The sequence below is a fragment of the Alteromonas sp. MMG017 genome (genome assembly GCF_018100795.1).
In the GTDB taxonomy this organism is placed as follows: domain Bacteria; phylum Pseudomonadota; class Gammaproteobacteria; order Enterobacterales; family Alteromonadaceae; genus Alteromonas.
Window position 1 is genome coordinate 110,918 of sequence record NZ_JAGJDY010000009.1, and the last position, 23,639, is coordinate 134,556.

Consider the following 23,639-nt stretch of genomic DNA (forward strand, 5'->3'; position numbering starts at 1 on the left):
AACTATCAATAAACCACCATGTAACAGACGCCCTGTTACTCGTAGCGTTTTTCTTCGCTTATATACCCTGGTGCAATGGCAAGATTATCGGTATTTTCCAGCGTTTCTTGGTTTCGCAACCACAGTTGGTATTCACCCGTTCTAAGGCTAGCATGTTTAGTACAATCTACATTCCACCGGCGAAGTAAATACCCTGCCATAGCGGCGCGAACTTCAAGCTGAAGACCCCCCTCTTCCATACCATAATCGAGCTCTATGGCAGTAGGATGATTTATATTCTTCGGGTGCGGCACCACTTCTAAGGCTATTTTTCGTTGCCAAGCTTCATCGGCTAGGCTCTGTTCACTTAATGCAGGATCGGCTTTTAAGGTAACTTTACTAATACGGGTTAGCACGAAATCCCTGAAGCTTCCTGTTTTTCTATCAAACGCGCGTACATGCCAACGCTGGCCATTATCTACAATACTATGGGGTACCAATTCTCGCGCCCCCGAACCACTGGAAAGCGATGTATATATAACACTCACCGCTTTATTATTAACAATAGCTTGCACTAATTTTGCTACCACATAAATGTCGGGCACATTTAACGACGATGCACTTTCTACCGGAAAATGAATATCTCCGATAGCATCGAAACCGTCTGATATATCGTTCGCCAACTTCACCAAGGTTCTACGGGGATCGTGCTCGAACAAAGGTACAAAAGTATCGGTTTGAAAGTAACGCTTATCTCTTGCGTCGTAGGTTAGATTATTTGGCGCCAGCACTTTATACAGGCTGAAATCGCGAGAGCCCGCAGACAAGCCCACTTCGAAACGCCCAATTAAATCTTGGCGATAAATCGCCCCTTTAAACAGCAAACAAAAATCGATATACGCCAACCGCTGACGCTGAGCAAAACTAATGGTATCAAGATTGGCATTTTCTGAAGATGAAGCATCGTTAAGGCCGAATTCTCGCCCTTCATTACCTCGCATTTGGGTGGCAGACATAATATTTTCACTTAACTGTATTTTTAACCAGTGTGGTTTATTTTAAGCTGGCTGTAAATAAAAATTTTATCGTATTTTTTTACTGGTCGCTTGAACAAGAAGTCTTAGATGATTTAGCGAGTTTAATATATAAAAAACCCAGCAGATGCTGGGTTTTATTAAAACGCTTTGTAAAAAGCTTATTTCACTTTATCGCTAGGATATCTCGATTAGCGACGAGCCTTAACCCGCGATACCATCATACCGAAGCAAGCAAGTAGTGCTAAAACACCTGTACTTGGCGCGGGTACTGAGGTCGCTTCAACAGAAAACTCTGTTGAGGCAGTTGATACCGGCGTTCCTACCAATGAGCCAAACTCACTCACACTAGCAGTGAGACCGAAAAACGCATCTGAAACGCTGTTTAAAGCGGTAAACTCAAGTGAGAAAAGTTCGAAAGACGTTAAGCCAGCTTGAAAGAAAAACACGTCAGGGGTAAACGCAGCAGACTGTATTGAATACATTCCCAATCCTGCTGGAAAAATAGCGCCAAGCGCAGTTGTACCCAATTTATCACCAAACATAATTGAATCAGCATTATATGAAAGGCTTGCGGTATCTGCCATCAATGACATAACAAAACCACCAATAATTGGTTGTGCCAGATTACTACCTTGTAATTCGACAATATCAATCCAAACATTGGCAGTTATGGTATCACCCACGTTATACGATGCTTGATCAGTGCTGATGTTAATAACCGCTGCTTGAGCACTAAAACCAATTAGTGCAAATAAACCAATAATAAATTTTCTCATTTTTTAATTCCTACTTATTCTACTGCACAACCAGCGCGGGTACACATGGCCATCAAGGCATTAAGGTCAAAGAAGTTAACCATGCCATCGTTATTAAAATCATTCGCCAAATCGTTCGCACCACCTGATAAGAACAAGCCGTAGAACGCCATAATGTCGTTGTAATCTACGTCGTTGTCGCCATCAAAATCGCCAGGTTGAACCGCATCTGGGAAGTTAAGCACTACCAATACTGGATCGTGATCAGAAGAGCGATACGCATCAGCACCATAATAATCGGTGATTTGCGCGTCAGTTTTATACTCTTCGTTGTAATCAAACACTCGAGGCTCATCTGAGTTAATGTGCCATACCGTCGCATCAACCACATATTCGGTTAAGCTAGGGCTTGATAGTGCATGGTCTAGGTAACCTAGCTCGCCACCAAAGGTGTATGAGTACGCCGAGTCGCCACCAAAGGTGTTAACTAGGTTGGTATAGCCTGCACTTTCAAGGGCCAAAATAGGCTCCTCTGCGGCATACGCGTTCAAATCGCCCATAATCAACAAGCGGTCAGACAAGGTATCGCTGTTGTTTTCTACAATAGCAACCAAGCCGTTTGCCGCATCGGTACGCAATGCGTTCCAACAGCCTTGGCCATCACCTGAATCGGCATTATCGCCTGTAGCGCTAGAACAGCTTCCTTTCGATTTAAAGTGGTTTACGGCAAGAGTAAATGCTTCACCATTGGCGTTCACTGTAAACGATTGAAGAAGTGGTTGACGGTTACCATAGTCAAACGGTGTTTCAGACGACGTCACTGCATTACCAAATGGTGTAACTACTGCAGGCTTATAAATCATGCCTACTGCAATTTCATCAGTACCCAACGCTTCAGCAATTGACACATAGCTATAAACATCGCCGCCCATTTCAGCATTTACCGCTGCGGTTAGCGTTGCAATAGCAGAATCTTCACCGTGCCCATCATTTTCAACTTCTACAAGCCCAACAACATCTGCGTCCATTGCCGCTAATGCTGCAACAATTTTTGCTTCTTGGCGTACCAATTCAAATTCATTGGTGGCACCGCGAGACGTTGGGAAGTCTGGTCCATCGAAATAGTTAAGTACGTTAAAGCTAGCCACTTTCACATCGCCAGTTAAGCCGATTAATGGGTAAGCTGTACGTGCATTGGTGCGTACTAACTCTAGGTCAGTTACAGGCAATAATTGGTACTCGCCAAACGAGTAATGCATGACACCTGTTAGGTTTTCAACCGTATCGCCTAAGCGAAGCGGATTGCTATGAGTTAACCCACCTACTGGGAATGGAATACCATCTAGGTTTTGGCTGTTTGAAGCATCATCTACCAATAACGTATTGAGGGCATTTTCTTCCGCTAATGCTAGCGCGCCAGCAGAACCCGCAGGATATTGGTTAGTGGGGATCATCACGCGTTCAGAACCCACGTTAAACTGACCATAACGACCTAAGTTATACACATCATTCACTAGCAAAGACTGTGTAAAGGTAATTTGCATACCTTCATAGGCTTCAAGGTTGGTATCAGCACCAAATGGCATACTAAGTTCGGTGTATAACACACTGCCGCCCGCACTTAGCACTTCAACGTCACCTGTTAATAAAAACTCTGTTAAGTCGTTATACTCAACCACATCACCTTGTATGCGCACTACGTCACCTACCGCAGGGTAAGTGTCGAGCGAAGTGGCATATACAAATACGCCTTCAGAAGTCGCATCGTTACCGTCAGAATCAGCCGCTTCTTCTTGAACGAAGAAACCAGATAAGTCTTCAGCTACTTTAGTCACAACCGCTTCAATAATGACGGTTGTGTCAGCTAATGGTGAAGCATCACCTTCGCCTTGTAGTTCACTGACAAGCACCAATTCAACCGTTGGGTCTACCGGATCGACTGGGTCAACAGGGTCCGTCGGATCAGTTGGGTCTGTGGGGTCGGTTGGATCTGTGGGGTCTACAACACTGCCGTTATGTGAACCAAAATAATCAAAAGTGTTTTGACTATAACTGTCCCACTCACTGGCTGGGTCGAATGCCGCATTACGTGTTGCATTACCTTCGGTAATAGAAGCTTTACGCACTAGGGTTACATCTTTACCCCAGTTAGTTTTTACCCCAAACGTACCCACAGCATCAATAGTCACATCGCCGTAACTTAGCTCGATGTAATCATCACCATTGAAGTTCATCACAAAGCTACTTAGCGTTGAACCTGTTGTCAGTGCGTCATCAGCACTCTCATGACTAAAGGTAGCCACGGCACCAGAGGCTAATGTGCCGCTAAGCGCTAGTACTTTCTCATCACCTACTGCGGTTGCGCCGTTTGAAAGCAGCTTAAGTTTATAGTTACTTAAATCTACGGCTTCTGTAGAACCATTATAAATTTCAACGGCCTTGCTGAAGCTACTGCCTTCAATGTATTCAGAAATGAATACTGCATGCCCTGAACCTGTGCTTCCGTCCGTAGTGTCTCCATCTGAGTCACCACCGTCTGAACCGCCTGTATCACCACCGTCTGAACCACCGCCATCTGAATCACCAGCGTCACTGCCATCACAACTTGCATTGAAAATTAGTGAAGCAAGCTCAGGCTTATCAATGAACGGGTTACGGTTACCTTGGAATTCGAAAACTTTACTGTTTCGTTCTTCCTCGAATTCATCTACTGGATCGCTTTCATGCCACTGCAACAATACGCAAAGCTTGCCATGTGCCGCTTCGTCAGTGCTGGTTAAACGGTCAACCAATACCAAATCTTCTTCCGATTCACTGGTATCGCTGCCATCGTAACGTACGTCCATGTAAAACATTGCGCGCGCCACATCACCCTTCACTGAATCACGAGGCTCAAAAGAGTCACTATCAATGCTGTTCGCTGGCGCTTCCGATAATTCGCCATCGCTTTCATCAAAGTCTAAATTACCGCGAGAACCATTTACCGAAATATCGGTTGGCCGAAGGTGATGAATATCGGTGTAGGCTGCAAGGCTATTGCTAGAGAAACCATGGCTGTTAGCCCAAACGTGTTCTCTGTTCCAGTTATCTTGGTTGCTGCTTTGGGTACCGCTACCGTTACTAAATTTAGCTAACGACGTTCCCATGTAAAACAATACTACATTGTCTGGGTTGGCTGGGTCTTGATCGGTATCGGTAAGGGCTGTCCATGCTTCTGAATAAGAAAGCTGATGGTGGTCTAGCGAGATAATATTTTGTGCCAGCGCTTTAAGTGTTTCAGCGCTTTCATTGTTCGTTATTGCGGTATCAAGCTGTGCATAATAATCAGCTTCAACATATTCGCTGGGTAATTTAACCGCAGTTAAATCAGGGCAGTTAAAGCAACTTTCGGTTAACGTACGAAGTGTGTCGTCAGATACTTCACCATCATCGCCGCCTTCTCCTTCACTACCGTCGTCTTCTGAGCCAGTTGAGCCTGATAAAACAACGCTGTTTACAAAGTGAGATTCTGTCCCAGCATTGTTCTTCATAGCGAGTTTTATTTGAACCGTGCTTGCATCAGGAATAGCAGAATTAACGGTTATACCAGTGTAGTCATCTACCAGAGTATGAGTGTCTGTACCCAATGTATTAGTGACTAAGACAAACTCTCCACCATCAACTGAGTACATCACATCAACATAATCTAAGTCTTCTTGCGTACCACTTTCTGATACTTCGACATCAAGCTGCAAGTCGGTCAAGCCATTAACAACAATAACTTCTGACAACCACACTGCTTCGCCATCTACATCACGAGCACTTAATTGACCGCCATCGACTTTAAACCAATCAGAAGCCGCCGTTAAATCAGCATCTGAAACATCAATACTCCAGCGAGATACGTCATCCATATCGATAGTAACAGTGTCGCCTCCAACGGCTCCCTTGCCGTCTAATGCGGCTGCGTCGAAGTTCTCTTCCCAAATTACATCTGATAAAGCGTTAAAAGAAAGTGGCAGAGTTAGCACACTACCCAATATTAATTTTACGCACAAAGCTGACTTACTCAACTTCGCTCGCCCTTGTTTACCCAGTTGTGCCATGTTGTTATTGTCCACTTTTTTTTAGGAACGTATTAAATTATATACTTGCGTATACACAGCAAGAACTTGTGCAAAATAATATCAGTTTTTTATTTAACAATGAAAATCATAAACTTACGCTGGTTAAATAAGTTTATTTTTTGTTTAACTCAAGTGTACTTCGGTACAGGTAAAACTAACTGTGCAAATTCTGTGTAAAAAGTGGCCTTGTAACAAAATTGACGCTTAGTGCTCTCTTTTGTGACATTTTGAGGTAGAAAATAAAAAAGAGGCTGCCGGATGGCAGCCTCTTGCGTCGAATCACAGTAATACTGTTGATTTATAAAGATATTAATTTAATCTTATATTCAGTTGCCGTATTTGGCTAAGAATTTATTAAAGTCTTCTTGGTATGTCGCTTTTAAACGTAAACACTGTTTCGATTCATCCAACATAATGTCGAAACTACGGGCCATGCCTTCATGCTTATCTTTGATTGGCTCGTAGAATGCTTTAGCCATCTCTACGTTTTCAGCACTACAGGTAGTTGATACAAATTCAGGCATACGCGATACATGGTAATCTGGCATCTTTGCAATTAATGCATCTAGATTTGAGTTTAACCATTTGTACAAGGCGGTTTTAAGCTCTAAATTGCGCGAGACTCTTACCAACATATAAAGTGTATTCGCCGGAGTAATGTCGTCGGTTAATGCTAAATCTAGCATTTTATTTACCGTGGCTTCATCGGTATAGCGCATTGAATAAAGCAAGGTGCGTTTAACATTAGGAAGTTGTGCTTTTTTAAATGCAGCTACCAATGTTTCATATAGCGCTTCTTCACTATGCTTCGTAGTAACCCCAATAGCGGTACCGGCAATACCCGCTGGAACGGCACTGCTATCTTCAATGTATTGCTTAGCAAGCGATTCACTTTGCTTAATCAAGGTTTCGTTGTTTGCTCTATTTCCAAGCAGGCTGTAAAGCTGGTTACGTAGGCTAATAACGCTTTCCGATTCATCGCTAGTTTGCTGAAGCGTAAGCTCGTTTAGCAAAGGCAAGTACTCTTGATTCAACAATGCAGCATAATTTGCTTTATTGTCATCATTAACTAAGTAATCAAACTCAGCCAAAACACCTACCGCAGCACGTTTAACAACTGGGTCGTTATCTTTCGCCAAGGCATTTAATACTGGCATTATGCTATCAATGTTAACTTTACCCGCGTTAAGCAATGCTTGCATATTATAAAGCACGTTTTTCTTTTCGCGGTTGTTAAGCACATTCAAATCGCCAAGTAAGTTATCAAGTTGCTTACTTGTAATTGCCCAGCGGAAATAGCCTGTGGCGTTATCGTTAGGGAAAACCCAGTCAGCTTCAGCAAGTTGAGGCAATTGAGTTTTGGCTTTATCAATAAATACCAATTCCTGCTTTATTGCACCGTTTACTTTATAAGTAAGTTTAAGCGGAACTGCCCACGTTTGTGCATCTACGGTTGCGCCCGCGTAATGGAAACGCTCCTGTGTAATAGTACCTTTATCGTCTATAGAGATCAGTGGGTAAGCAGGTTGTTCTAAATAGGCTTTCATCATGGCGCTTAAATTAATGTCTGATACACCATCAAGTGCAGCCCACAAATCATCAGCAACCGTATTACCCCATGCATGGGTATTCATATAGTTACGCACGCCTTCACGGAACTTTTCAGTACCAATTAACGACTCTATCATTTGCAGAATAGACTCGCCTTTTGAGTAGTTCAGCCCCAAGCCATCCATAACATCTGGTTGAGTGCGCACTACTTTTTTAACTGGTTTAACCGTAGGGCTAGCATCGGCACCAAACGCAGACTCTTGCACAATACGATCTGCAAAATTAAGCTCTGGGTAAAGTTCCATCATGGTGTAGCTTGCCGCCCACGAGGCAAATGCTTCGTTTAACCATAAATCATCCCACCATGCCATGGTCACTAAGTTACCAAACCATTGATGCGCCAGTTCATGTGCAATAACGTTAAGCGGGCCTTTACGTTCTGTTAAACCCGGCTCGTCTGCTAGCAATAACAAACTGTCGCGGTAAGTAATTAGCCCAACGTTTTCCATTGCACCATGAGTGAAGTTAGGTACAGCGACAAAATCGAGCTTTTTGTAAGGGTATTTAATATCGAAAAAGTCTTCTAGCGTGGCTAAAATTTCAGGGGTGTGCTTCACCACAAACTTAGTTTTGTCTGCATAGCCTTTAGGTACGTAGATTTTACCTGGTACCGACAAACCTTTTAGTTCAACACTATCAAATGGCCCTACAGTGTAAGCAATTAAGTAGGTTGGCATAGGTTTGGTTTTTTCAAACTTAACGGTTTGCATGCCTTCGCTGACATCATGGCTTTCAACCGGCGTATTCGATACCACCGCTTGTTTTTCGGGCGCCGTGATGGTCATTTGATAAGGTATTTTAAATGCGGGTTCATCGAAACTAGGAAAAGCTTTACGTGCATGCATATCTTCAAACTGCGTAAAGATGTAGTTTGTTTCTTCAAAACGAGACAAATACATGCCATCAGATGACGTATTCACCTTGCCTTCGAAGTCGATGATTAGGGTGTATTTGCCCGGCGCAATGTCAGCTTCAGCCATGCCCCAATTAATATTGTATTCACCTTGTTCAACATTAAGTGCTATTACGCGCTCATTTTGACTAAGCTCGGCATGTGTAACGGTAAGGTCTTGCTGATAAAAGCCCACTTTTTTTGTGGCTGAATTAACCGTAATGCTAATGCGGGTAGAACCCGAGTAGTTTGGTGCATCAGGATCTAGGTTTAAATGAATGTCTTGAAAGGTTGGCGTAACGGAAGATGGTAAACGGTATTCCACATCTTTTGCTAACACTTGAGTCGTTAGCAGCGCCAAAACACAACTAAACAACGTTATGATTCGTCTCATATCTTATAATTCCATGTAGAGAGGGGGCCCCTTAAAGAGAGTATTCCCTTTGAAAGAGAGTATTGCCCGTAAAAAGGGAGCATTGCCCTAAGTATAATCGCGAAGGAGCATAATCAGCTTTAGCGTGTCACGCAACGTAGGCAGTCGCAAATGATATTTGAAATTGTTACGAAAAATGTCCAGCGCAACAGATAGTTCGTTCAACTTATAAAATTCCTCTTACACTTTATATCCCCCCGTTTTCTTGTGTCTGAATCACAACTTATCCCCTATTTAGCTGTTACCTTCAACAAAAAACATAAACTGTATTCACGGTTTTACCGATTATTAAGCCACTCAATCGCTGCTAGTCTTTCATTGGCAAGTTAAACACAACTAAAAAATGAATTAAAAAACGAATGCGACCAGAGGAATATGAGCATGGCTTATAACGGCTACACCACTTTTACCGCAAAGCAAGACGGTGCAATACTCACCATTACTTTCGATTTCGGCCCTGTTAATGTGCAAGGTCAAGAGATGTTAGAAGACTTAATGGGTCTTGCCATGCGCCTTGAGCGCGACCGCACCGTTAAGGTGGTGGTATTTCAATCAGCTAACCCTGAAATTTGGGTATGTCACTATGACACCAACCTGCTAAAAGACATGTCTACAGAAGCGGTAGCACGTGGCGATGTAAAATTGCTCGACCTTCAAGTGGTATTAGAACGTATTAGCAAATTACCTCAAGCCACGATCGCTAAACTTGAAGGTTTTGCCCGAGGTGGCGGTCATGAATTTGCACTGGCCTGCGATATGCGATTCGCCGCGCGTGGTAAATACAAGTTTATGCAAATGGAAGTCGGCATGGGCATATTGCCTTGCGGCGGTGGTGCGTCTCGCATGGCGCGTCAAACCGGTCTAGGCCGCGCCCTAGAAATTATTCTAAGTGCTCGTGATTTCAGCGCCGATGAAGCCGAAGCTTACGGCACCATTAATAAAGCCCTGGAGCCTGACGAAATTGGTCCTTATGTCGATGCCCTAGCTAAACGCATTGCCCTGTTTCCCGCAGAATCGATTAATGCCTGTAAACAAGCGGTATACGAATCTATCGACAAGCCTATAGATGAAGCGTTACGTGCAGAAGCTTACTGGTTATATCAAGCCACCAGTAAAACCCCCGCTGTTAAACGTTTTAACGAAGCAGACATTAAAGGCATGGAATACGACATGGAAAATCAACGTAATTGGAATGATCTAGTCGTCGCCGTACAAGATATTAAATAACACTATCCAATCAAATTAACGCATCGAAAAATTTTAGGAGCATATTATGTTAGGTGAAGTTCACTCATTGCAATCTGACTTTCCCGAATACAAAGATACCATTGAGAAACTGGTAGAAAGTGACAGTACGTTTGCCAGCGAAAACAAACAGTACAACGCTTTAGATGAAGAAATTCGCAAACTTGAGCTAAAGGGCGGCCCAACCACCGACGAAACATTGCATCAATTGAAGCATGATCGTGCCGTGCTAAAAGATACGCTGTACGAAAAATTACAGGCCGCGATATAAGTTTCTACCGTTAAAGGAGTAGAAATCACCTCCTCTAGATAGTGGTGAAGCGTTAACCTCTCGAGCGCTTTGCCACTACTTCATATGCACTTTCCCACCAATAATTTTAAACGCAGGCGTGCCTCTTATTGTGGCTTCCCGAGCAAAGGGTTGCTCGCACCCAGGGCATATACAGGGTGTAGTGGTATAATCTTCAACAATACGCTCTTTAAAGCACTTAACCAGCGCGCCTTTGCCACCTTTTCGGTATTTGAAAATAGGCGTTTTGCATTTCGCACAGGTTATTTGTACCGTTCGAACTGGCCCTTTCTTGTTCGGTTTTGCCATATTCCCACTTTATTAATCAATTTGCTTACCACAAAGATGAATTTGAACATCTGTAGATGTAATAAGAAACCTTTCTACATTGGTTAATCTTAGATAATACACCAACATACCAATCAAGTTTGTTCACGCTTAGCCTGCCATAAATGGAAGTTCGCGAAAACTTCACCTATTATGATAACAAGGAACCTATCCTTATACTTGTATTCAGTCATTTGTATGAAGTATTCAGTTTAGCGATAGTTAACATGGACTTGCCGTAACCTTAGCTTGATTCTTTACTTATTTTGTTGATTAAGGAAGAGGCATACTAACGCTCAGTACAGAAGGTCTAAGATTTTTCGTAAACTTTCACTGATAATACATCGAACCTATACTATTCTGAGTTCGAAGAATGAATTCATATTATCGCACCTAGCAGGATACATGCTAGATTCGACGACACAGATGCAGCGGCGCTAACGCCTTACGATAGAGCAAATGCTCCCTGCAATAGCAGTATCTTTAGATTTAGTATTTTAAGGAATAATGAAAATGAAAGCGAAAGCGGTCCTATTACTTAGTTTAATGTTTGCACTTCCTGTAAGTGCAGCAAACGTAATTATCGTTAGTGCAAAAAATGGGTCGGGTATCGATGCCGAAGCAGTCAAAAGAATCTACCTTGGTAAAATGAAAGCATTTCCTGACGGTAGCAAAGCACTTCCTTTAACATTTGAACAAGGTAATGAAGTTCGTGGTGCCTTTAACACGGGCGTTTTAGGTAAGTCAGAGAGCCAATATTCTGCGTTTTGGTCTAAATTAGTTTTTACTGGCCAAGGCACACCTCCTGAAGAGGTATCTACACAAGAAGAAATGCTGCAACTTGTTGCTGATAATCCCAATACTATTGGCTTTGTGGATGAGAGTTTAGCGAACGACTCTGTCACGGTAGTCGGTAGCTTCTAACCAAATAAACTAACGCAACAAGAGCGCTTTTAATGAGGACATTGAAAGCGCTTTTTTATTTCCAATAAGTAAAGTGATATTCCTACGCCTCACATCACGCTTCACGTATTCCGCTAGCGTTTATCGCCCCCCCTTTTTTGGGGGGGCTAGCGCAAGAGTCTCTTTGTGTTACGGAACAGGAAATCATAATTTTTTGTGAATGCCTGTCTTTATCTTCTATCAATTCAAGAAGAAGTTGGGCAGCTTCCTTTCCTATAATGTAGGGTTCTTGTTTTACTACCGTAACAGGTACTTTGAAAAACTCTGTCATGGGAATATCATCAAAACCTAACAAAGAAACATCGTCAGGAACACTCACTCCTTCCTGGTTTAAATGCGCTAAAAGCTCTGTAGTAATGGCAAGATGCTGAGTAAAAAACGCGGTAGGTGCCGCATCTGATTGAAGAATTTCCTTTGGTGAATGCTCAAATCCTGTTTCTCGTTGCCAATACTGCACTAGCGCCTCGTTGTATTGAATACCATGCTTTTTAAGCGCATCGGTATAACCTAAATAACGCTCATTCCTCGATTTAACGTTCTGGAATTCTTGTGTCACAAAACAAATTCGCTCATGCCCCAATTTGATTAAATAGTCTGTGGCATCAAAAGCGGCTTTGCGGTAATCAGATAAAACAAGATTCTTCTCGCTGCCGTCATGCTCTAATTGCACGTGGACTATGGGCAGCCCCTTATGAATATACTCTTCAATGAGGCCATTGTTTTTACCCGATGACGCTATGATTATTCCGTCTACTTGCAACTGAAATAATGCCTCTAGCGACTTGGCTTCAACCACGGGATCAAAATCAGTGTTGTAAATAAGTGCGTTGTAATTCGCTTTTTTACAGAAGTCGTCCACACCACGAATAGTTCGACTGGTATCAAAACCGGTAATATCCCGAACGATAACCCCTATTGTCTTAGTTTTAGTGGTTTTTAAACCTTGAGCAAAGCGGTTAGGCGTATAGTTTAATTCTTTAATAGCAGCCCGAACTCGAAGCTCAGTTTCCTTCGACATATAGTCGAAACGCCCATTAATGTACTGAGATACCGTACTGTTCGACACTTTGGCTAGGCGCGCCACATCCGCCAATTTCACTTTTTGCATAGCTTTTTCGAAGAGCCTGAGGTTCATTGAACCATTGTTAACAACTTGTTGACATTATGCATTTGTATGCTAGGTTTAGTCAACTAAAACGTTTTACTAAAACGTTTTATATTTTCATCCTAAGCAGAGGGAAGACTGGTGAAGATTGAAGAAATTAAGGTATTTGTGTGCAGTCCGGGACGTAATTTCGTTACCGTGAAAGTCATTACAGATAGCGGAATTTACGGTATTGGCGATGCTACGCTAAATGGCAGAGAAATGGCGGTGGCAACCTGCCTTGAAGAGCATATTGCGCCTTGCCTAATTGGCCGTGACGCTCACGACATCGAAGATATCTGGCAATATCTTTACAAAGGGGTGTATTGGCGTAAAGGCCCGATAAATATGGCCGCCATTGCGGCTATTGATATGGCATTGTGGGACATAAAAGGCAAAGCCGCTAATATGCCTGTTTATCAGTTGCTGGGCGGAAAAAGCCGTACGGCAGTCACCTTGTACGCACATGCGAGCGGCGACACTATTGAAGAGACCATTGATAAAGCGCAAGCCCATATTGATGCGGGGTTCAAAGCCGTACGTTTGCAAACTGCCATCCCCGGGTTAGGGGTTACTTACGGCGTGCTTGGCGATAAGAAAGACTACTTTGAATTACAAGGCAACCGCCCTCTCCCTCCGGAAGAACCTTGGTCTACCCTAAAATACTTTAATATGGTGGAAGACCTTTTCAAGCAAGCCCGTGCCCGCTTAGGCAATGACGTTCACCTACTTCATGATGTGCATAGCCGGCTAACCCCTATCGAATCGGCGCGACTGGGTAAGCTATTAGAGCCTTATAACCTGTTATTTCTTGAAGATGCTTCCGTGGCTGAAAACCAAGAAAACTATAAGGTAATTAGGCATCACACCACTACCCCACTGGCCATAGGTGAAACCTACAACACCATTTGGGAATGCAAAGACCTTATTCAAGATCAGCTTATTGATTATATCCGTACAGCAGCTACCCATGCGGGCGGTATAACCGGCCTTCGCCGCATTGCCGATTTTGCCAATATTTATAATGTGAAAACCGCGCCTCACGGAGCACCCGATTTATCGCCAGTGTGCTTTGCTGCCCATATGCATTTAAATATCTGGGCACCAAACTTTGGTATTCAGGAGTTCGTTGGTTTTGGTAATGCACAACTTAACGAAATATTCCCCCATCGCTATGAAGTTAAAGACGGTACGGTAGCCGTTTTAGACGCACCCGGCTTGGGCGTAGATTTTGATGAATCAGCAGCGCAAAAATACCCTTACAAACGCTCTTATTTACCGGTGAGCCGATTAGAAGATGGCACTGTGTGGAACTGGTAAAGCTATTTAGCGCTGTAATAACAAATTCGATAAAGGAAAGAACATGAGTAACCCTATTAAGGTATTAATTCAAGGCACTGGATTTGCAGGCCAAGGGCATGCAGAAGCCTTTAGATATGCGGGTGCAGAAGTGGTTGGTATTGTGGGCAGAACCCCAAGCGTCGTAGAGAACGTAGCGAAAGAACTTTCAATACCTTACTTCAGTACCGACTGGCAACAAGCGCTTGAAGATTGCAAGCCAGACATAGTGTCTATTGCCACCCCCGGCGGCGCCCACGAAACGCCCATTATTCAAGCTATTGAATTTGGCTGTCATGTATTTAGTGACAAGCCTCTGTCTACCACCGGTGATTCTGCTAAGAAACTGTATGAATTAGCCGAAGAAAAAGGGGTGAAAACCGCTTTTGCTTCTAGCTTTCGCTATATGCCTCATGTTATTCACGCCAAACGTTTAGTGGAACAAGGAGTGATTGGTGAGCCACTAGAAGTAGAGTGTATTTCACACTTTAACTTAGAGCGTGACATTCCTTTTGGCTGGTCGCACCGCAAAGAAGACGGTGGCGGGCGCTTAAATAACAACTTTACCCATAAGCTTTCAATTGTCACCTCCATTGTGGGTGAAGAAATCTTATCGATAATGGGGGAAGTACGTGATGACTTGGGCAAAGCCCCGATTGTTGAAGGCGTACATAACTTCAAAAAGCGCCGCGACTTTATTCCCAATGACCTTAGCGACCCCAACCTCAAATGGGGGGAGTCGAATGTAGAATGGTCGTACACCGTGCTTGCACAGTTAAAAAGTGAACGTGCAGCAAAACCGGTCTCGGTGTTGTTTAAACATGGTGGTTTACAACCCCGCTTTACCGACGACCATATCGTTGTTTACGGCAGCAAGAGTGCCATCTTTATAAAAGGTCACTATGCCAGCGGCCCACTTTATTATTATGATGAAAACAACCAGTGGACTGAATTGCCACTACCGCAAGACATCATAGACAACACTCCCGAAGGCGAAGGTGACACCGAACGTAATTGGCGCTATTTAATTCGCGAATTAGTGAGCGATGTGAAAGGTGAAACCGTTGCGCCTTATCAAACCTTTAAAGAAGGTGCGCAATACCAGCAACTCATCGATCTCATTCGTCGAAATGACAATTGGATAGACGTTAGCCAACTGTAATTAAAGGTGTCCCATGGTCTATGAATATCTCGTTATTGCAGGGTACTTTTTACTGATCCTCGGTATCGGTTTTGCGTTTAAATCGATGGCCAAAAATTCCACCAGCGACTACTTTCGTGGTGGCGGTAGAATGCTATGGTGGATGGTTGGCTCAACCGCTTTTATGGCACAATTTTCCGCTTGGACCTTCACAGGCGCAGCGGGGAAAGCTTTTAGCGACGGATTCGCCATAAGCTTAGTATTTTTCGCTAATACGTTTGCCTATTTTTGTGGCTGGCTCTACTTTTCAGCCCGGTTTAGACAAATGCGTGTCGACACCCCCACCGAGGGCATTAAACGTCGCTTCGGTAGTCAGAACGAACAGTTTTTCTCTTGGGCGCTGATCATCTTTAGCATGATAAACGCTGGCGTGTGGTTAAACGCCCTTGGTGTTTTCTCTAGTGCCGTATTTAATGCCGATATAAGTTTAACGATTATTGCTACTGGCCTTACCGTGCTGTTTGTCTCGGTATTGTCTGGCGCCTGGGGCGTGGTAGCGTCCGATTTTGTACAAACCCTTATTGTGGCAATTATCTCGATAGCCTGCGCCATTGTAGCGCTTGTAAAAGTAGGTGGACCCGTTGCTTTAGTAACTGATTTTCCTGTAGATTTTGTTATGGGCCCCGACATGAACTACGGCCTATTGCTTGTTGGCACTTTTGTTTTCTTTTTGGCAAAACAACTGATCACCATTATGAACCTGAACGACTCGTTTAGGTTTTTAAACGCAAAAGACACCATTAACGCACGAAAAGCCGCATTACTTGCCATGGTATTGATGGGCGTTGGCAGTATTATTTGGTTTATTCCCCCTTGGGCATCGGCCATCTTGTATCCTGATGCCGCAACCGCCTACCCTGAGTTAGGCAATAAAGCGGGCGATGCGGTGTATCTTGTATTCACCCGTAATGCCATGCCCCTTGGCACTGTTGGGTTGTTGCTGGCGGGGTTATTCGCGGCTTCTATGTCGTCAATGGATTCAGCGCTTAATAAAAACGCGGGTATTTTTGTACGAAGCTTATACCAACCTTTATTGCTTAAAAAACAGAAACAAGTGTCAGATAAACACCTGTTGAATGTTAGCCGTTTAGTCAGTTTTATTAGCGGTATTATGGTTATCGCCGTTGCACTGTTCTTTAAATCATTAAAAGAGCTAAGTTTGTTTGAGTTGATGATGAATGTATCTACGATGATTCAAGTTCCGCTACTCATTCCCTTAATATTTGGCCTGTTTATTCAAAGAACGCCCCAGTGGGCGCCTTGGGTAACCGTCGCCATAGGCCTAACCGTTTCTTGGTTAATGATGAATGTGTTCACCCCTGAGCTTTTTGCTAGCTGGATTGGGCTAGAACAAGCACTTACTCGCCGTGAGTCAATCGATCTTAATCTCATGCTTATTATCGTTGCTCAACTGGTTATTACCGCTGGCTTTTTCTGTGCAACCTCCTTGTTTTACAACCCCGAAAAAGACGCGCATAAAGCAGAAACCGAGCGTTTCTTTGACGATGTGGAAACCCCAGTAATTGCAGATTTTGAGCAAGACGATTACGACCGCCAACAACGCAATAAACTAGGAGTTATGGTTATTATTATGAGTGCGGGCATGCTCGTTATGATGCTAATTCCTAATCCTCTGTGGGGCAGACTCATGTTTTTAGGTTGCGCTTTTATCATGTTAACCATAGGTTTACTGCTTAAACACAGTGCTAAAAAAGAGACGACTACGGCCACCTCATCATTGAGTAAAAAACCATGCTTAGAATAAAGCTATTTACCGCGTTTATAAGCAAGTTTTTTGCTTGTGTATCAAGCCTACAAACATTGGCACGCTGGTTAGGTATGGGTTTACTTTCTCTCATGCTTTTCGGTTGCTTAATGAGTGATGAGAATTACAGGGTAAACTTAACTGAGGGTATAGATGAGTCGGCTGGGCCTGTACCTGCCTATATTATTTCAACCCCGTCGGCCACTTACTATCTTGAAAAGCAAGGTGGTGGGTTATCGAGCATGCTTGATAAAGACGGGGTAGACTGGATTGGTTTTAACAACATTGAGGGTTCAGGCCACAAAGGTGAATACCGCGGCTTCCCCAATGCCATCCATAAACAAGACGGCAGTTATTTTCATGCTATGAATGCTGGCACTGACAATGCCAACGGTGAAGTTCTTATCGAGCATGAGAACCATGTACGTATAGCATTTACCTCAGCAAACGGGAAATGGGTTGGCCAGTGGGATTTTTACCCTACCCATTGTGATTTCACAATGAAAACGGTAAGCCCCGGCTATCATTATTGGGTGCAATATGAAGGTGTGCCAGGCGGTAGCATGGATGACACCGACTTTTGGTATAATTCTGCTACTGAAATACGCCACCCTATCAATGATTCATTCAAGGGCGATTTACCTTACCCTGAATGGTATGCCTTTGGCGATGAATCATCTCCACGAATGATTTTTTTGTTAAACCATGACGATGATACTCACCCCGACAACTACGTAAGCCGTCCTTACATGACTGTGCTCGGCTTTGGCCGCCAAGAAAAAAACAAGTTTTTGAATACGCCTAAAACATTTTCCATAGGCTTTGTGGAATCGGTAGAGTATGAAAAAGTGTCAATAGAAGTGGCTACTGTATTGAAGCAAATACATTGAACTAGCCCAGTGGCAGAGTGGCAGAGTGGCAGAGTGGCAGAGTAAAAAATTGTTAGAGCAGCAGGGCTAGCAACCAAGAAGTGCTTTTACACCATCAATAGCACATTCTCACTTTGCACAAAAGTATCGGCAAGCAGCACAAGGTATTAATACAAGCGCTGGAATTAATCTACCCTACCAGGAAAGTGCGCTATTATAAATATATCTCTCAATACCATTAGTCACTAGAAAGAGCTTACAATTCCAAATTTTGCTTTAACCATAGATAAAGACGCGTTTAATCAAATACGTCGTCGTAGACTCATGCAAATTTGTGGAGTGTCCGCCCTCGGGCTGGTGGCTTCTCTTTCTGTGGCGCGCAATGTTACCTTTATTATTATTGCCGTCGGCCTTACCTGCTTAATTGCCGCGTTTGTGTTCGCATATAAACATAAAGTACTTGCCTCAGCATCTACCCTGCTGGTGTCATTATCTTCCATGTTGTTCGCCCTAGCTGCAACCGGTGCAGGGTTATTCGACATAGCTATTTTGGGTTACCCCACCCTAGTAATTTTCGCCGCTATTTTAGGCGGTGTAGGCTTGTTCATAACGCTACTTTCTTTTGTTACTTTGCAATGTGTGCTTATTGTCGGGTTGTCGCTCCAAGGTATTATTACACCCCATATTCCTTCAACTAGTTGGGAGCATTTAATTTTCACACTAGTGATATTTATCGTCACAGGTTTTAGTGTTTACATTTTAGTTAGTGATATCAAAGACTTAATGGCATCGCTTCAGGGCGAAAATATCAAAGTGGCGCAAAGTCGCACGCAAATTCAGCATTTGGCGCACCACGACAGCCTAACCAATTTGCCTAATCGGCTGTATGGTGAAACCCTATTTAATTTATCGCTAAGCGAGTGTGAAGAACATGGGCAGTCATTAGCATTACTGTTTATTGATTTAGATAATTTTAAGCCAATTAACGATGCGTTAGGCCATGCGGCGGGCGATCAATTGCTTAAATCACTTACCCAACAGCTCACAGAAATCTTGTCGCCAAAACAATATCTCATCCGCTTCGGTGGTGATGAATTTCTGGTTATTGCCCCTTTCAACCCTGAAAGTGATGAGTTGACATCGCTCGCTAATGCTCTGATTGGGCAGTGCGCATCTGTTTTCGATATATTTCAAAACCAAGTAAGGGTTTCAGCCTCATTAGGCACAGCTAGCGCACCAAAAGACGGCACCGATTTTAAGCAGCTATGCAGAAAAGCCGATATCGCTATGTATAAAGCGAAACAAGATGGCCGCAATACCTATCACCATTACGATGAGAGTTTAGACAAAGCCAGCGAAAACAAGTTTAAAATGCTACAACTCTTGCGCCCAGCGCTGAGTGAACAACAATTCGAGCTGCACTACCAGCCCATCGTAGATTTAAAGAGTGGCAACATTAAAACCCTAGAAGCATTACTACGCTGGCCTCAACCTGATGGGAGTATGATCCCGCCAGACTTATTCATCCCCTTGGCAGAAAGTAGTGGCTTAATTAATGAGTTAGGTAGCTGGGTAGTGCGTCAAGCCACCCAATTTTGTGCCCAATTACGCCAGCAGGGACATTCTGATATACGTATGGCAGTAAATTTATCGGTGATGCAATTTAAAGATGGCCAGCTTCAACGCACTATTGAAAGTGCATTGTATGAAGCGGGCTTACCTCCAGAAGCATTAGAACTAGAGTTAACCGAATCGTTGTTGATTGATGAAACCGAGCAAATACAAAAGCAACTCGCTTCACTGAGCAAGCTTGGCATTACCATTGCCATTGACGACTTTGGTACGGGTTACTCTAACTTGGGTTATCTTCGAAACTTTAACGCTTCAAAGCTTAAAGTAGATAGATCGTTTATAAGCCCGTTGTGTTTCTCGGAGCACGATGAGTCTTTGGTAGGCGCCATTATCAACATGGCAGCCAGTTTAGGCTTGAAGACGGTGGCTGAGGGAATTGAAGATGAAGAGACCTTACAAAAGCTGCTGTTACTTGACTGCGACATGGGGCAAGGCTATTTCTGGTCAAAACCCTTACCCGAAAACGCGTTAATGGAATTTTTGAAAAGCCGTAACACTTAACACAGCAGCTTTTATATCCTCGCCTTTATTCGACTCTTGTTTACTGATCTGACATTTCTGAGCTGGGCGTTCTTAGCTGAGTTATCTGAGCTGGGCGCTCTAAGCTGGGCCTTGTGAGCTGGACTTTCTGAAACTAATTATTCAATTGATGGTTTCAGTCTTTTGCTGAAACAGCAACTTTCGTTAATTTAGTAGCTGCTTGATCCAATTAACAGATAAATTCAGCACTTCTTCTTTTTTGCTTTTATTAGGTTCATATACGTTGAAGATATGATCGGCGCCACCTATGTAATAGGCATCTTCACGCACCGCATTACTCGCATCAAAAATAACCTTTTCATGAGCGGGTAAATAGTCGTTCGAGCCTCTTATCGCTAATAGTTCCCCTTCAAATTCACCTAAGTTTCGAATGGGATTGTAGCCCAACATGCCCAACAAATGCTTTCTGGTGAGCGTTAAATCAACCCAGCTTTTTAATGTGCTTTGCCCTTGTTCTAAAGCCTGTCGAACTTCTTTAAAGTTTTGACTATTCGTCACTATTTCATTCGGGTTTAGCGCTGTAGACCATAACACCATGCCATCAAAGGTTTTAGGGTGCGTACTAACCAACTCCATAGCCGTCGCGCCCCCTAAACTAAACCCTACAACCACCAATGGCGTGTTAGGATACTGCGCGTGCAAGTAATCTAGCCCGGCCTGCGCATCTTCTACCCGGCTTTTAAAGGTACTCGATAGCGTATAATTACTTGCTTCACGTTCCGCTTCCCCTCGAACATCAAACCTGACAGAAGCAATACAATGCGCGCTTAACTGGTGCGATAAATCTTTATATAAGTCGCCCACTTCATCTTTTTGCCCTGCCCAACCGTGTATTAGCAGTACCGCGCCTTTTACCTCACGACTGGCTTCATTTTTTACAGTGCAACCAGACTTTTCCAGTACCCCATTGGCACCCGAACTCAAGTTTATCTTCTGGCTTAAGTTTACACTCTGGCTTGAGGCTGCAGAATGGCTTAGGCTTTGATTATGTTCAGCTACATCTAATTTGGCATCAGCTACTGTGCTTAATAGTAATGCGCTTGATAACACTGATGTTGCTAGCACCGAACTTACTGGCATTGAACGTAATAGCTTTGTAGTGAACAGCCTACTAATAAATAACCCTCTGACAAATGCCCCTCTAATAAATAGAGTAGCCCCAAGGCTCAAACTTTTATTACGCTTACTTCTTACACAATATGATTTAACGCTTGAATGGCGAGCCATTGTCATCCCTATTACTGCTATTTATTCTTCGGTTTAGCGCGAGTGCTAAGTGTTTGGATTTATGTCTAGCGCTAGCTCTGTTGCCCAGCTTTATTGATTAGCTTTGTTGATTAATCTTATTGAGTAGCCTCAAGGCCGGTTAGTACAAATTTTTGTACTCGTCGGCCTGTACTGACTTCTGAGGTGTACAGGTTACCCTCGCTATCAGCTACCACACTATGAAGCCAAGTAAACTGCCCCGGATAGCGACCAGGTCGACCAAAACTACCCAGCACTTGATAGTTCTCATGTAATAAAATCCAAATGCGACCATTCATCATATCGGCCACGTACATGTATTTATTGTCGGGCGAAAACGCGATATCTGAGGCTGTGCCTAAGCCGCCGGTTTCGCCCGCCACTACCACGTCTTGCATAAAATTAACCGTGCCGCTTTCATCAGCTTTAAATACTTGAATCCGATTATTTCGTCTATCGCACACATATATTCTGCCGTCACTTGCTTGAGTAACACAATGTACGATATCACCAAAGTTTTGTGCTTGTGTGCTAGTAGCACTGGCATTCGCCGTGGCTTGAGAAACATCGAACGCACCTTCACGGGTGCCGCCGCCAGGTGCTGTACCGTACGCGCCCCATAATTGGTCAAACTCGTTGGCCTCTGTGTTAAACGCCGTCACCCGTTTATTTATATACCCGTCAGCAATAAAAACTTTATTAGTGTGGGTGTTATGAAAAATATCGGCAGGGTTACCTAGCGTTGATTTACTTAAGTTTCCGTCTGTTTTACCGCGAGTACCAAACTGGCGAATAAATTCCCCTTTTTCCGTGAAGTTAAGCACCACATGGTCACCGTCACCATTTCCGCCCAACCACACCGTATTTTCATCATCCACGTATAATCCATGGACCGTTGCTGGCCACTGGTTTTCACCATTTATTGAAGGTGATATTTCAGGCCCGCCCCACGCATTCAGTAAGTCGCCTTGTGGTGAAAATTGTAAAACGTGAGGGGCAGCTTCACAGCAAAGACCCATATTGTTGGTAAGCCCGACATCAAGCTTACTTAGTGAATTCGGTCGGTGTAGTAACCACAGGTTATCGTTTTTATCTACCGACAACCCTGGCACCTGACCAATAATCAATGTTTTCGGCATTTTAGGCCAGCTTGCATCCACCTTGAATTGAGGAACCGGATGGCTAACATCTGCTTCAGAATAGCGTTCAACGTTAACCAAGCTGGGGGATTGCAGCTCTTGACCATTCGCCGAGGCTTGGTTTCTAACGCTGGCTTGGCGCTCGACATTAGCGGCACTTACCGTGAAAGAAACCACTACGCTGCCAATGCAAAAGCCAGCTATCTGCATAAAAGATTTAGCGGATGGTAAAGAGATACAAGGCATTGCGTTAACCCTTAAATGTATTGAACGAGCAATATTGAATTTGGTGTAATTGATGAACTTTGTCTTACTAACGTTTTAGCACAAGCGTTTTGGTACAAGCTATTTTATACAAGTCGATTACTATGAGCTGCTTGGTAACAACCGTTTAAATCATAAGCTAGCTGATGAATAAACACACTAACAAGTACGGTCATGTTCGTTGAAGTGTCGTTAATTTCCGGCCAATGATAGCAATTTTTTAGCGGCATCCCACTGCGCTGGTGTGTTCACGTTGGTTAACCGCGCGTTATTTTCCGGCGAGACTTCAATTGCATCAAAATTTGTACACATGGTATTGACTGAACGTTGCGGCACTTGCCCTTTAACAACACCTTCAAGGTACTGTCGAACCTCTGTCGTTAACGGCAAAAACAAGGGTAGATAGTGATGGGAAAAATAAGCAGGCCGTTTTGCGCTGGTGCCTTTGTCGATAAGCTGCTCTAAATCTTCTTTTCGCAACAGGGGCAAATCGACTGGCGTGATAATCAGTGCATCCGCGTTGCTTTGTTTAGCAACAGAATATATTCCGCCCAAAGGCCCAATATTGGCCACTACATCATTCACCACTTTGTAGTTATCAGCATATTTATTAGGCTGGCAACTAACAGTAGTCGCTTCATTTCGGCTAATTAATAAACGCTCAATAGGCAATGAAGAAACTAAGTCCGCAGTGTAAGTAAGCATATCGCGCTCATCACGTTTCAAAAGCGCCTTATCTTCCCCCATTCGGCTTGAAAGCCCACCTGCTAGTACTACACCATCAATGGCCATATCGCCCCCTTTCCCTATACTACTTTTAACACAACTCCAACCAACCTTATCATGCTATTAGCATGCGGATAAT

At 43.5% G+C, this 23,639-nt stretch carries 17 protein-coding genes; 8 read left to right on the top strand and 9 right to left on the bottom strand.

From position 1 onward, the window contains the following. Window positions 1-35: 35 nt before the first annotated feature. The 4 genes from J8L84_RS14815 to J8L84_RS14830 all read right to left on the bottom strand — a co-directional run bounded on the left by J8L84_RS14815 (window position 36) and on the right by J8L84_RS14830 (window position 8,774). Entirely contained in the window at window positions 36-995 is a 960-nt protein-coding gene (locus J8L84_RS14815) for a WYL domain-containing protein (RefSeq protein WP_247670804.1), read from the bottom strand. Window positions 996-1,204: 209 nt separating this feature from the next. Beyond that, complete coding sequence (locus J8L84_RS14820) at window positions 1,205-1,792, bottom strand: hypothetical protein (protein WP_211071352.1); 588 nt, start codon at window positions 1,790-1,792, stop codon at window positions 1,205-1,207. A gap of 14 nt (window positions 1,793-1,806) precedes the next feature. Further along, window positions 1,807-5,856: an ExeM/NucH family extracellular endonuclease gene (locus J8L84_RS14825; RefSeq protein ID WP_211071353.1), complete on the bottom strand. Its 4,050-nt coding sequence runs from the start codon at window positions 5,854-5,856 to the stop codon at window positions 1,807-1,809. A 347-nt stretch (window positions 5,857-6,203) separates the two neighbouring features. Next, window positions 6,204-8,774: a M1 family metallopeptidase gene (locus J8L84_RS14830; protein WP_211071354.1), complete on the bottom strand. Its 2,571-nt coding sequence runs from the start codon at window positions 8,772-8,774 to the stop codon at window positions 6,204-6,206. Between the two features lie 420 nt (window positions 8,775-9,194). On the opposite strand from J8L84_RS14830, the gene J8L84_RS14835 reads away from it, so the two are divergent. Next, window positions 9,195-10,040: an enoyl-CoA hydratase/isomerase family protein gene (locus J8L84_RS14835; protein WP_057791123.1), complete on the top strand. Its 846-nt coding sequence runs from the start codon at window positions 9,195-9,197 to the stop codon at window positions 10,038-10,040. A gap of 46 nt (window positions 10,041-10,086) precedes the next feature. Further along, on the top strand, window positions 10,087-10,329 hold the full coding sequence (locus tag J8L84_RS14840; RefSeq protein ID WP_211071355.1) for a YdcH family protein: 243 nt from the start codon (window positions 10,087-10,089) through the stop codon (window positions 10,327-10,329). A gap of 75 nt (window positions 10,330-10,404) precedes the next feature. Here J8L84_RS14840 and J8L84_RS14845 read toward each other — a convergent pair whose 3' ends face one another. Continuing rightward, complete coding sequence (locus tag J8L84_RS14845) at window positions 10,405-10,656, bottom strand: hypothetical protein (protein WP_211071356.1); 252 nt, start codon at window positions 10,654-10,656, stop codon at window positions 10,405-10,407. Window positions 10,657-11,220: 564 nt separating this feature from the next. On the opposite strand from J8L84_RS14845, the gene J8L84_RS14850 reads away from it, so the two are divergent. After that, entirely contained in the window at window positions 11,221-11,598 is a 378-nt protein-coding gene (locus J8L84_RS14850; RefSeq protein WP_211071446.1) for a phosphate ABC transporter substrate-binding protein, read from the top strand. A gap of 94 nt (window positions 11,599-11,692) precedes the next feature. Here the strand turns inward: J8L84_RS14850 and J8L84_RS14855 are convergent, their stop codons facing one another. Next, a complete protein-coding gene (locus J8L84_RS14855; protein WP_211071357.1) occupies window positions 11,693-12,745 on the bottom strand; it encodes a LacI family DNA-binding transcriptional regulator in 1,053 nt (350 codons plus the stop codon). Between the two features lie 138 nt (window positions 12,746-12,883). Here J8L84_RS14855 and manD point away from each other — a divergent pair, with 138 nt between their 5' ends. The 5 genes from manD to J8L84_RS14880 all read left to right on the top strand — a co-directional run bounded on the left by manD (window position 12,884) and on the right by J8L84_RS14880 (window position 20,087). Continuing rightward, complete coding sequence (gene manD, locus J8L84_RS14860; RefSeq protein WP_211071358.1) at window positions 12,884-14,101, top strand: D-mannonate dehydratase ManD; 1,218 nt, start codon at window positions 12,884-12,886, stop codon at window positions 14,099-14,101. Window positions 14,102-14,144: 43 nt separating this feature from the next. After that, a complete protein-coding gene (locus J8L84_RS14865) occupies window positions 14,145-15,281 on the top strand; it encodes a Gfo/Idh/MocA family oxidoreductase (RefSeq protein WP_211071359.1) in 1,137 nt (378 codons plus the stop codon). Window positions 15,282-15,294: 13 nt separating this feature from the next. After that, the gene (locus tag J8L84_RS14870) at window positions 15,295-17,085 is read left to right on the top strand and encodes a transporter (RefSeq protein WP_211071360.1); all 1,791 of its coding nucleotides are present in this window, start codon (window positions 15,295-15,297) and stop codon (window positions 17,083-17,085) included. Window positions 17,086-17,159: 74 nt separating this feature from the next. After that, window positions 17,160-17,975 carry a hypothetical protein gene (locus J8L84_RS14875; protein WP_247670813.1) on the top strand — a complete coding sequence of 272 codons (816 nt, stop codon included), beginning with the start codon at window positions 17,160-17,162 and terminating at the stop codon, window positions 17,973-17,975. 303 nt (window positions 17,976-18,278) lie between these two features. Continuing rightward, window positions 18,279-20,087 carry an EAL domain-containing protein gene (locus J8L84_RS14880; protein WP_247670805.1) on the top strand — a complete coding sequence of 603 codons (1,809 nt, stop codon included), beginning with the start codon at window positions 18,279-18,281 and terminating at the stop codon, window positions 20,085-20,087. A 183-nt stretch (window positions 20,088-20,270) separates the two neighbouring features. Here the strand turns inward: J8L84_RS14880 and J8L84_RS14885 are convergent, their stop codons facing one another. The 3 genes from J8L84_RS14885 to J8L84_RS14895 all read right to left on the bottom strand — a co-directional run bounded on the left by J8L84_RS14885 (window position 20,271) and on the right by J8L84_RS14895 (window position 23,566). Beyond that, window positions 20,271-21,206, bottom strand: a complete 936-nt coding sequence (locus tag J8L84_RS14885; RefSeq protein ID WP_211071361.1) for an alpha/beta fold hydrolase — start codon at window positions 21,204-21,206, stop codon at window positions 20,271-20,273. Window positions 21,207-21,469: 263 nt separating this feature from the next. Continuing rightward, window positions 21,470-22,756, bottom strand: coding sequence for a beta-propeller fold lactonase family protein (locus J8L84_RS14890; protein WP_211071362.1), 1,287 nt, complete (start codon window positions 22,754-22,756; stop codon window positions 21,470-21,472). Window positions 22,757-22,966: 210 nt separating this feature from the next. Continuing rightward, a complete protein-coding gene (locus tag J8L84_RS14895) occupies window positions 22,967-23,566 on the bottom strand; it encodes a molybdenum cofactor guanylyltransferase (RefSeq protein ID WP_211071363.1) in 600 nt (199 codons plus the stop codon). Between the last annotated feature and the right edge of the window lie 73 nt (window positions 23,567-23,639).

Bases quoted from the DNA above. Each gene is read 5' to 3' on its own strand.
- J8L84_RS14815 (WP_247670804.1), bottom strand. From the start codon at position 995: ATGTCTGCCACCCAAATGCGAGGTAATGAAGGGCGAGAATTCGGCCTT.
- J8L84_RS14820 (WP_211071352.1), bottom strand. From the start codon at position 1,792: ATGAGAAAATTTATTATTGGTTTATTTGCACTAATTGGTTTTAGTGCT.
- J8L84_RS14825 (WP_211071353.1), bottom strand. From the start codon at position 5,856: ATGGCACAACTGGGTAAACAAGGGCGAGCGAAGTTGAGTAAGTCAGCT.
- J8L84_RS14830 (WP_211071354.1), bottom strand. From the start codon at position 8,774: ATGAGACGAATCATAACGTTGTTTAGTTGTGTTTTGGCGCTGCTAACG.
- J8L84_RS14835 (WP_057791123.1), top strand. From the start codon at position 9,195: ATGGCTTATAACGGCTACACCACTTTTACCGCAAAGCAAGACGGTGCA.
- J8L84_RS14840 (WP_211071355.1), top strand. From the start codon at position 10,087: ATGTTAGGTGAAGTTCACTCATTGCAATCTGACTTTCCCGAATACAAA.
- J8L84_RS14845 (WP_211071356.1), bottom strand. From the start codon at position 10,656: ATGGCAAAACCGAACAAGAAAGGGCCAGTTCGAACGGTACAAATAACC.
- J8L84_RS14850 (WP_211071446.1), top strand. From the start codon at position 11,221: ATGTTTGCACTTCCTGTAAGTGCAGCAAACGTAATTATCGTTAGTGCA.
- J8L84_RS14855 (WP_211071357.1), bottom strand. From the start codon at position 12,745: ATGCAAAAAGTGAAATTGGCGGATGTGGCGCGCCTAGCCAAAGTGTCG.
- J8L84_RS14865 (WP_211071359.1), top strand. From the start codon at position 14,145: ATGAGTAACCCTATTAAGGTATTAATTCAAGGCACTGGATTTGCAGGC.
- J8L84_RS14870 (WP_211071360.1), top strand. From the start codon at position 15,295: ATGGTCTATGAATATCTCGTTATTGCAGGGTACTTTTTACTGATCCTC.
- J8L84_RS14875 (WP_247670813.1), top strand. From the start codon at position 17,160: ATGGGTTTACTTTCTCTCATGCTTTTCGGTTGCTTAATGAGTGATGAG.
- J8L84_RS14880 (WP_247670805.1), top strand. From the start codon at position 18,279: ATGCAAATTTGTGGAGTGTCCGCCCTCGGGCTGGTGGCTTCTCTTTCT.
- J8L84_RS14885 (WP_211071361.1), bottom strand. From the start codon at position 21,206: ATGCCAGTAAGTTCGGTGCTAGCAACATCAGTGTTATCAAGCGCATTA.
- J8L84_RS14890 (WP_211071362.1), bottom strand. From the start codon at position 22,756: ATGCCTTGTATCTCTTTACCATCCGCTAAATCTTTTATGCAGATAGCT.
- J8L84_RS14895 (WP_211071363.1), bottom strand. From the start codon at position 23,566: ATGGCCATTGATGGTGTAGTACTAGCAGGTGGGCTTTCAAGCCGAATG.